This is a genomic window from Halarchaeum acidiphilum MH1-52-1, from assembly GCF_000474235.1.
Classification (GTDB): domain Archaea; phylum Halobacteriota; class Halobacteria; order Halobacteriales; family Halobacteriaceae; genus Halarchaeum; species Halarchaeum acidiphilum.
In genome coordinates this window covers 1-9,059 of record NZ_BATA01000089.1, presented here as the reverse complement: position 1 = coordinate 9,059, position 9,059 = coordinate 1, and the positions used below count along the sequence as shown (strand labels likewise).

Here is a 9,059-nt window from a genome sequence, read left to right as displayed (position 1 = left end):
CCCCCGTGGTTACCACGCCCCGTCTGCTAGCGGGATTAAGTGCGACCGGACGATACAACGGAGATATGACGCACCGCCTCACGGCTCGCGTCGGGCCACGGCAGATCGGGATTCTGTTAGCCGGACTCGGAATGATTCTGATCGGGGCACTCGGACTCACTGGACTTCTGTAACGCCTCACCGTCCACGAGTAGCTCTGCTGTATCGCGTTTCGTGGCCTCGCGGAACGCCGCCGCCTCCTCCGCGAGACCGTCGATGATCTCGTTCCCGAGTGCGTTGCGAGCCTCGCGCTCGGTGAGTTCGCCGCGGTCGTACCGTTCGTATAGGCGAATCGTCTCGATGTCATCGTCAGTGAGGGCCATGTCGCTACTGCTTCGGCTTCTCTGACTCGTAGCAATCCGCGCACTCCCAGTAGTCGTACGTGACGTAGTCACCAGTCCACCGCGTGACGCGATGTCCATCGACGCGCTCGCCGGTGTCCTCGTACGCACCGTCCGACTCGGGGTCAGGGAGCTCAACGCGACCGAAGAAGTACATCGGGTTCGCCGCACCGCACACCGAACACGTCGGCGGGTCCTCCCAGTGATCCGTCGGGGCGGCCTCCCCGAGGGCCTGGTAGCACGACGCGATCCGCCGTGACAGTTCGTTCTCCCCGATGTCTTCCGCGTAGTCTACCGCTGCGATCAGCCCGTCGAGCGCGTGTTCGAGCGCCGCTGACTCGTCGCTCGCCTCGTCTACCCGTTCCGCGTCTGCGGGTCCACGAATCGCGGCGAGGCGCTCGTTGAGGTCATCGACGTCGTCGAGGTGCGCGTGCTCGACGAACTGGCGGAGTTTCCGCCGCGACGCTTCGGTGTACACCTGCCCGGCCGACGCGCCCCAGCGCTCCTCGTCGAACGTCCCGTTCTCGTCGCCGAACGCGCTCTCCGACGCCTCCTCGAACGCGCGTTCCACGTCGGCCTCAACCTTCTCTAGCAGGTACAGGAACAGCAGCGCTTCGTCTTCACTGACTTCGGGTTCCGACATACTCGTCACGACCTCGTCTACTTCGCGTCGACAGGGCGACCCGGCAAGTGCTTTGTCGTCGTCAGTGACTCACAACTGAAGCCGTGGCCTTTCGCGCTGCAAATCATATGGTCTCGGAGGTACACTTTTCCGGGGCTCGGTGAATGATGTGGCATGGGACTGGCAGGCGCGCGAGGGCTACTGCTCGGGCTGGCGTGCGGGGACGCGCTTGGGCGGCCCGTAGAGTTCGAGTCGGCGGCGTCGATCTCGTCGGAGTACGGGACGCTTACCGAGATGGTCGGGCACGGCACGTGGAATCAGCCGACCGGGACGATCACGGACGACACCGAGCAGGCGCTCTGCATCGCTCGCAGCCTCGCGGAGCGAGGGGGGTTCGATCCGGCGGACGTCGCGGACCGGTTCGTCGCGTGGTACGACAGCGGCCCGTTCGATATCGGGCGGATGACGATGCGGTCGCTCAGCCGCCTCGAACACGGCGACGCGTGGGACGAAGCGGGCCAGCAGGTCTGGGAGGGCAGTCTCGAAGGCCAGAACGCGGGTAACGGGAGCGTGATGCGGTGCGCGCCGCTCGCCGTCCGGTACGCGACTGACTGGGATCGGCTCGCAGAAGTGAGCCGGCAGTCCTCGCAGATCACGCACGCCGACCCCCGGTGTACCTACGGCTGCGCGGTGCTGAACCTCACGCTCGCCGGCCTTCTCGAAGAGGTGGATACGCCGCTACGGGACGCCCTCGATCACGTTGAGGCGGACGCGCCGGACGAACTCACGGACGCGCTCGAACCGCTCGCCCGCGGTGACTCACCTGGGACGCTGGAGACGTCCGGGTACGTCGTCCACTCGCTCCAGACGGCCCTCCACGACGGGCTGTTCGCGGAGAGCGCCGAGGACGCCATCGTAACGGCCGTGAACCGCGGCGGCGATACGGACACGATTGGCGCGATTGCGGGCGCGGTCGCCGGCGCGCGGTTCGGGGCGTCAGGGCTCCCGGAGCGATGGCTCGCCGCTATCGACGAGACCGATGAGCTTGAAGGACTGGCCGAGCGGCTGTACACCATGGGATAGCCAGAGAGAACGTCTCGGTAGCCACAGGCGGCAGGTGTTTTAATTCGGTCTATCGCCTATGCCGAGACGATGACTGCCCAGGTCTACTACCATCACCCCAGAGATTCTCACTACTCTCTCGCGTACGTTACGCAGGACCGGGACGCGATAACGACATCCGGGCAAGATGCGGTCATCGAGAAGTACGATCTGGACGAGGAGTTTTTCGTGTTGTATACGAACCGTGGAGCGAGCGGCACGGTCGAGGATCTCGACGTCGAGTTTGAAGACGTGCTCGATGAGATGTCGCCACAGAACCGGACGATTACGGTTCGACTACTTCAGATATTCGAAGAGATCATCGAGGAAACGGAGCTGGCGGAGGACGCGAAGCTCGAAATATACAAGCGGATCGAGTTAGCGCGGATCCCGGATGCTCTCGAACGCGTCGATTGGACAGGGACTGCCGTCGATATCGCAGGACAACTCATGTCTACGCTCATTCTGAAGCACGCGCTACCGAATGCGAACCACCGGACGTCGATCAGTATGGCTCAGTGGTACCTGGAGAGCATCCAAACCGGGTTCTCGTTTCCGAGCTTTGCGACTGAAGAGTACGACTGGAAGGCGTGGGTCAATGAGTACATCACCGAGTCGAAGCGGCTCCTCACGGTTCGTCGAAATACGACAGCGTTCTCATTGCTCGCTGAGTGGGGATGCGATGTCGTCAAGCGGAAGAATGGCATCGAAATCGTTCTTGCAGAGTACGACCTCGATCTCACTCGTTCAGAAGCGTACGCGTACTACGGGGACGCGCATACTGAGCTCTGTACGGACTTCTTGAGCGAATCCGTCACACGTGCGGGATACGACGAGCTCCGCAATATCGAGGGTATCGGCCAAGCGGAATTCGTCTCGTTCCTCGACGAGGCGAAATAGCCGTGTTAGTCTTGGAGGTCCGCGACGGTACGTCCGAGCTCTCGGGCGTGTTCGCTCTCGCTCACATTGTACCGCTCTTCTATTGCGCGGAGTCGTTCGTGAAACGTCATTAGTGGAGCCTCCAGTTGCGTCTATTCTAAGTAAAGCGGTTCCGGATAAGAGTCTTTTCCCAGTCGTACCGACCTTCTATAGCCAGGACAGACCGGCGTTGAGTTCGTCGAGAAACGCGTCTCGAACGCGCGCGTCGGTCGGGAGCACGATCCGTTCGCCCTCGCGTTCGACGATAGTCTCGTGGAGGAACGGGTGGGCGGGATCGAAGGACGGGCTGGTCCGGATACGGTAGTCGCTGTCGACGGTGAAGAGCGCGGCGTCGAACGCCCGATGATGCAGCGAGTTCAGGACGAAGACGTTCTCGGGATGTTCGGCGAGGTCGGCGCGCTGGCTGCGCGGCAGGACGTGCGCGAGGTCGAGGAGTGGGTCTTCTCGGATGCCGGTGATCGTGCACGCGTGGTCGTAGCGCTCGAACGTCGCTTCGCGGAACGCGTCGCTCACGACGGCCTCGGTCGTCTCGTACCGACGAACCCGCCCCTCCGCGTCGAGGGGTTCGCCGGTCGGCCACTGCGCGAGTTCGCCCGTCTGGACCCAGCGCTGCCAGACGTCCGGGCCCGCGCTGTCGTCGTTCTGCTGGGCGCGCCCTGGAGCCACGTGACCGGGACGGCCTCCGTATTGAGGATAGAGAAGTGGAACCGGTAGTTCGGAACCTGGGCCCCGTCATCCGCCTGGTATGCGTGGATTTCGAGGTGGTCGGGGACGCAGAGCCCACAGAACTCGACGACGCCGGACTCAGGTTTCCGGAAGACGAGGACTGGCGGAACGTCCTCGCGGCGACCGGCCGCCGCGTCGTCGAAGGCGTGCTTGATCTTCCGATTCTGTGCGGACTCGTCGTAGGGGTTGTCGGCCTTCGCGTCGCCCCAGTAGCTGATGTACCCGGCGTTGACGGCGAGCGTGTCCTCCCACGGGTCGTCGTGCTGGGAGACGCCGCCGTCGTTCGAGACGAGGACGAGCGCGGCGGGCGTGTCGGAGCGGTCCGCGCCGAGGTCGCGGATCCCACCCGTGTTCTTGATGCCGCTACTCAGCGGCCCGCGGATCCACCGGAGGAACTGGTCGTCCGCGTTCCGGAAGCTCCCCGTGTCCCGATAGCGCTCGCCGAGGCGGAACCGGTGCGTCATAATGGGAGCCTGTTCCGTGTCTCCGCTATTAAATGGCGGTGAGGTCGCGTTCTGAGCGCTCCGCCCGCGCTGGCATCGTCTCCCACAGCACTGTGATCAGAATTGCCAGCGGCGTGGTAACTGTCAAAACCCGAACGCTGAAGAAACGGCGTGGCGAACACCGTCATGCGCACGCAAGTGCGCGCTGAGAGGGAGCCCTGCCTGGAAGCTCGACTCCCTCTCGTTGCGGCTCCCACAGCGGGAGCAACCGGAGTTTGACCGCCCTGTATCATAGGTGTGACGACGTTCGACGTCGTGACCCCGTCCGGAGGTCGCTTGCGGTTTGCTCCCGACGCGAGAGCAGACCATGACAGCACACCCATCGGCCGGTTACACGGCCATACGGCGCGGTATCGAACAGATAGCCCACCAGCAGCGTCTCCGTCGAGCGAGCGGGTCTCGGGGTGGTCGCCGTGAGTGATTTCTGGGCGGGCTATCTCTGGGGCCGCGGCAGCGGTGACGGGCCGTCGCTTCCGCCGGAGATCGCGCTGTTGTTCGGCGGACTGCTCGTCTTCGTCGGCATCCTCTACCTCCTCCGCGACGTCTTCAACGCGATTGCCGGCGTGACCCAAGCGCATCCGGTGCTCTCTCTCTCCTCGTGGTCGGCGTCGCCGCCGCCGGCATCGACGAGCTCGTCGCGGTGAACGCGGAACTGGACGTCGAAGAGAAGGTTTCCGGGACGGGCGCGCTCGTCCTCGTCCTGTTCGGCGTCTTCTGGGTCATCGGCGTCCTGTCCGGCGCGTCGTCGCTCGACAACGCGTCGTGGCTCGTCCAGGCCGTGATGATGGTCCTCTCGCTCGTGATCGTCTGCGGGTTCCTGTACATGGTCGTCTCCCTGCTCCGCTACCGGTGTCAGACCCCGCGGGGCCGCGCGGTGCGGGCGGCGAGCGTCGTCCTGTTCGCGTGGTGGGGCTGGATCAGCCTGTTCGCCCTCCCCACCCCGGACGTACCGTTCGTCGGCGCAACAACATTTTTAGTGGTCGGGACAGTAACGACACTCGCAACAGGTGCCATCGAAGCGTGAACCAACGTGTAGTCGGAGAGCGGGTGACCGGACTGGAACCGGAGCCGATCCGCGTTTCGGGCATGTTCAAGGACGAAGCCCTGTTGGGGGAGACCGACGGCGAGTTGGTCTGTGCGGACGGGACGCTCCGGTATCGCGGCCCGGACGCGTCGGTCGAGATCCCCCATACCACCGTCACGGGAGTCCGGGTAGACCAAGATAAGTCGGTCGCGGGGTTCCGGTCGATTGCCGGTGTGTTCGCCGTCGTCACCCTCCTCATGGCCTACGTCTTCGTCCAGTACGTGATCGTCCACGGCGGCGGGTTGTTCTCCGTGATCGGTCTCGGCTCCGGGCTGTCGGCCGTGTTGAGCGCGCTGGGGACGCCGTGGATGTACCGCCTCGACGACGGCGAACGGACCGTACTACAACTCGACCGCAAAGACGGCGAGCGGGTCCGATTCATCACTGCGGAGGACACCGACGCGTTCGGCGAGATCGAGCGCCGGATCCGCGAGACGGTGCAGTAGCTACGCGGTCCAGAACGCTTCGAGATCCCGGTTTAGCGCTGGAGCGACACATCGAGACTACACAGTGAGCCATTTCTGTTTCGTGGCTCTTCAGACGGGAGCTAACGGTCGAGGAGCGCTCACCGTAAGCCAGCCGCCGGTATCGGTCGAGTTCCCCGCGGACTCGGCGCAGTGTGCCGCGGAATCGACCGCGGACTTCGCCTTTCCCAAAAGACCGGAGTCGGTCGAGTCGTTGGCGTGCTCGGAGACGCACGAGGACACGTTTTTGCCCGCGTCGTTGAGTCGGGAGAGGGTCTCGTTGGTCGCGTTTCGGGCGTCACGCGTCGCGTTCGCTACCCTCGAAGTACCGTTCCGGTAGATAGAACTGTTCCTGACCCCCTCGGTAGCGTTCAGCGTTTGGTTCACGGCCGAGCGCGCGCCCGCTTTTGCGAGGGAGACGTTCGTCACGCGCATCCCGGAGATCTGTTCGCTCCGGTTGATCGCGGTGGCGACGGAGGCGTTCTTCGGGATGGCGACCTCTCGTGTCGCGTTCCCGACGGTGACGTTCATCGTTCTGTTCGCGCCCGGCGAGGAGAAGTTCCAAGAGACGTGGCTCGGAATCGTTTCCGTCGAGTTCGAGGACAGGTCGGTCTGCTCGATACCTTGCGCCTCGGCGATGTACGTCCAGTCCACGTCGTGCGCGCTCACGTTGAGCCCCATCTCGCCGGCGGTCATCATCGCCTGATCGGCGAGACCGAACATCGATCCCCGAAGCGTGACGTGGATCTCGCTCATTCCCAGCGCCCACGCCCGGTCCCCGAGGACGTATCGGAGCCGATAGAGACCGACCTCGCTCGCCCGGTTCGTCACGTATCTCGTTCCGGCGAACGCGGGTTTGTAGAACGCGCCGTCCGCGAGGAGGAGCGCGTCGACGCCGAAGACGAGCGTCGAGACGTAGTACCGGCGGAGCGCTCGATCCGAGACGTTCCCCTCTTCGCTCGCGTTCCGTACTGTACACGCGGCGTCTGCCATCCGATTGTAGCTCCCGACGAGCGGCGTGTACTTCGCGGCTTTCCCCGCGACCGAACGGAGCTCTTCGGCTCGCGGCACGTCCGACGTGAAGTGCTCCCGGACGATCTGCGTCCCGTAGTCGAGCCGCCGCCCCATCGTGCTCGTCATACTCGCCCCCTGGGCGAGCTGTAGCGATGAGACCGAGCCCCCGAGTTGTTCGTCCTTTCGGCAGAGGCTCGTTGCCGCCGAGACCGACACGTTTCGCCTGTCCCCCGAGGTATCGACGTTGTCGTAGAACGAAGCGATCAGCGCCATCGCTCGGACTCTCTCCAGGCTATCGATCCCGGCCGCTCCGGGAGCCTTTTCCAGGGCGTATTTCTGAAGTGGTATCTGGGCTCGGGGACCGACGGCCGTCGGCCCCGTGGTAGTCCTCGCTGACGCGGTGACCGTCGTCGTGCCCGACTGCTGGCTGACCGGCCGCTCCGTCTGTTGTCGTGTCGTCGTCACAGTCGCCGACGATGAACAGCCCGCGAGTAGTATGAGAAGTACGCAGGCGACCGCAGCGATCTGTGTTCGTGTGGGTTTCGAGAGGAACACGAGATACAGTGGATCTGGTCGTCGTATAAGTCTTGTATTCTAGCCAACCATACTCCCGCGCGTGACCCGATGGCATCGAGACGTCCCGCTTTCGGGGATTACCGAGCTAGTCGTTTTCCGCGAGACACGCCCTCGAAGGTCTCGCTCCGCCGCGCAGTGGACTGGCTCGAACCGCGGCACTCACTGGGAGCGCTCGATTCGAGACGCGCGACCGCTCTCGAAGCGACGGCAGCGGGTCCGGAGCGGGCAGCTGTCGCATCTCGGCTCGCGCGCTCGACACACGCTCGCCGCGAAGTCCAGCATGGCGTGAAGGAAGTCGCCGCTCCGGCCTTCGGGCGCGAGAGCGTCGGCGGTCTCTCCAAGCGCATCGGAGTGCGGATCGATGCCGAAGAACCGGGAGACCAGCCGACGGACGTTCGTGTCGACGGCGACCGTATGCTCGCCGAAGGCGTGTATCAGGACCGAGCGGGCGGTGTACTCGCCGACGCCGTGCAGCGAGAGCAATGCCGTTCGTTCGGCGGGGACTCTTCCCGCGTATCGCTCCCACAGCTGCGCGGAGCAGCGTTCGAGATGTCCGGCGCGCTTCGTGAGACCGAGAGGTTCGATGGCGTCGACGAGCCGGTCGGAGGGCGCGGCGACGAGACACGCGGGGGTCGGATACCGAGCGACGAAGGAAACGTACGCGCCCTCGACGGCGGACGCGGTGGTGCGCTGGAGTAGTACCTCGGCGACGAGGATCTCGAAGGCGGTCCTGGAGTCCTCGCGCCACGGGAGCGCGTGCCTGCCGTTCTCGTGATACCAGTCGAGCAGCCGTTCGACGAAGACGCGTCGCGTACTCGTCACGGGAGTTCTGGTGCGTCCTCGTTGAAGAACGCGCGGTCGCGCTACTGGGTCCGTACGAATCGATCACGAGACGTGTCGTACAGGCGAACTTGATCGAGGAGAACGATAGTGTGGTGTACTGTATCGGCTTAGCACGGTCTATGCCAGCAACTCGGGAGCGGTCCCTGACGGAGCGCGATTTCGAACGCTTGATCCGGGCGACCTATCGGATCGACGACGACGAGAAGGCGCTCGAAGCGCGCGCGCTCGTCCTCATCGGTGGTCGCCTCGGACTCCGGCCCGGCGAGTTCACGCACCTCTCCTCGTCGTGGATCGACTGGCAGCGCCAGATGATCCGCATCCCGCTCCACCACCAGTGCACGAAGGGCCGAGACGGCAGCCTCTGCGGGTACTGTCGGCAGGTCATCGAACAGCAGGTCCGGTCGTCGGATCGGAGCTTCGCGGAACTCGAACGAGAATACTGGCAGCCCAAGACGACCGCCGGCGCGCGCGCCGTCCCCTTCCACTTCTCGCCGCGCGTCCACGTCGCACTGGAGTTCCTCGACGAACAGTACGGGGGTTGGCCGTACTCGTTCTCTACACTACAGCGCCGCCTGAACACGACGCTCGATCACGCGCCGCGACTACCGGCGGACGCGACGTCACCGCACGGCCTCCGCGCGACCGCGGCCTCCTATCACGCCAGTCGGGGCCTGGATATGGCGGCGCTTCGCGCGATGTTCGGCTGGAAGGACCTCGAAACCGCCCAACAGTACCTCAACGTCGACGGCGCAATGACCCGCCGCGCGCTCAGTAGCGTCCACTAAGCAGCGCGTCGATTGACCGAGA

12 protein-coding genes are annotated in these 9,059 nt (G+C 64.5%); 6 read left to right on the top strand and 6 right to left on the bottom strand.

The features are described 5' to 3' along the window. Positions 1–116 precede the first annotated feature (116 nt). Both AOZ13_RS12295 and AOZ13_RS12290 read right to left on the bottom strand, forming a co-directional pair. Positions 117–362, bottom strand: coding sequence for a hypothetical protein (locus tag AOZ13_RS12295; RefSeq protein ID WP_020222526.1), 246 nt, complete (start codon positions 360–362; stop codon positions 117–119). A gap of 4 nt (positions 363–366) precedes the next feature. Beyond that, entirely contained in the window at positions 367–1,023 is a 657-nt protein-coding gene (locus AOZ13_RS12290; RefSeq protein ID WP_020222525.1) for a hypothetical protein, read from the bottom strand. Between the two features lie 153 nt (positions 1,024–1,176). Between AOZ13_RS12290 and AOZ13_RS12285 the strand changes: the two genes are divergently transcribed. Both AOZ13_RS12285 and AOZ13_RS12280 read left to right on the top strand, forming a co-directional pair. Beyond that, positions 1,177–2,085, top strand: a complete 909-nt coding sequence (locus tag AOZ13_RS12285; protein ID WP_021780734.1) for an ADP-ribosylglycohydrolase family protein — start codon at positions 1,177–1,179, stop codon at positions 2,083–2,085. Positions 2,086–2,154: 69 nt separating this feature from the next. Further along, the gene (locus AOZ13_RS12280; protein ID WP_020221709.1) at positions 2,155–3,003 is read left to right on the top strand and encodes a hypothetical protein; all 849 of its coding nucleotides are present in this window, start codon (positions 2,155–2,157) and stop codon (positions 3,001–3,003) included. A gap of 186 nt (positions 3,004–3,189) precedes the next feature. On the opposite strand, the gene AOZ13_RS14580 is transcribed toward AOZ13_RS12280, so the two are convergent. Beyond that, on the bottom strand, positions 3,190–3,555 hold the full coding sequence (locus AOZ13_RS14580) for an HNH endonuclease (RefSeq protein ID WP_020221707.1): 366 nt from the start codon (positions 3,553–3,555) through the stop codon (positions 3,190–3,192). After that, a complete protein-coding gene (locus tag AOZ13_RS12275; RefSeq protein WP_199897014.1) occupies positions 3,552–4,232 on the bottom strand; it encodes a hypothetical protein in 681 nt (226 codons plus the stop codon). Before AOZ13_RS12275 ends, AOZ13_RS14580 begins: the two co-directional genes overlap by 4 nt. A 452-nt stretch (positions 4,233–4,684) precedes the next feature. Between AOZ13_RS12275 and AOZ13_RS12270 the strand changes: the two genes are divergently transcribed. From AOZ13_RS12270 to AOZ13_RS12260, 3 genes are read left to right on the top strand one after another with little or no spacing between them, the layout of a single operon-like run. Beyond that, entirely contained in the window at positions 4,685–4,915 is a 231-nt protein-coding gene (locus tag AOZ13_RS12270; RefSeq protein ID WP_148286725.1) for a hypothetical protein, read from the top strand. Further along, positions 4,870–5,295 (top strand): hypothetical protein, encoded by a 426-nt coding sequence (locus AOZ13_RS12265; protein ID WP_020221705.1) that lies wholly within the window; start codon positions 4,870–4,872, stop codon positions 5,293–5,295. The genes AOZ13_RS12270 and AOZ13_RS12265 overlap by 46 nt, the downstream gene beginning before the upstream one ends. A 23-nt stretch (positions 5,296–5,318) precedes the next feature. Then, a complete protein-coding gene (locus AOZ13_RS12260; protein WP_020221704.1) occupies positions 5,319–5,801 on the top strand; it encodes a hypothetical protein in 483 nt (160 codons plus the stop codon). A gap of 90 nt (positions 5,802–5,891) precedes the next feature. On the opposite strand, the gene AOZ13_RS12255 is transcribed toward AOZ13_RS12260, so the two are convergent. Together AOZ13_RS12255 and AOZ13_RS12250 are read right to left on the bottom strand one after the other, a co-directional pair. Then, complete coding sequence (locus AOZ13_RS12255) at positions 5,892–6,959, bottom strand: hypothetical protein (protein WP_148286724.1); 1,068 nt, start codon at positions 6,957–6,959, stop codon at positions 5,892–5,894. A gap of 609 nt (positions 6,960–7,568) precedes the next feature. Further along, positions 7,569–8,231 (bottom strand): HhH-GPD family protein, encoded by a 663-nt coding sequence (locus tag AOZ13_RS12250; protein WP_021780728.1) that lies wholly within the window; start codon positions 8,229–8,231, stop codon positions 7,569–7,571. Between the two features lie 140 nt (positions 8,232–8,371). Here AOZ13_RS12250 and AOZ13_RS12245 point away from each other — a divergent pair, with 140 nt between their 5' ends. Further along, positions 8,372–9,037 carry a tyrosine-type recombinase/integrase gene (locus AOZ13_RS12245; RefSeq protein ID WP_020221702.1) on the top strand — a complete coding sequence of 222 codons (666 nt, stop codon included), beginning with the start codon at positions 8,372–8,374 and terminating at the stop codon, positions 9,035–9,037. Positions 9,038–9,059 lie beyond the last annotated feature (22 nt).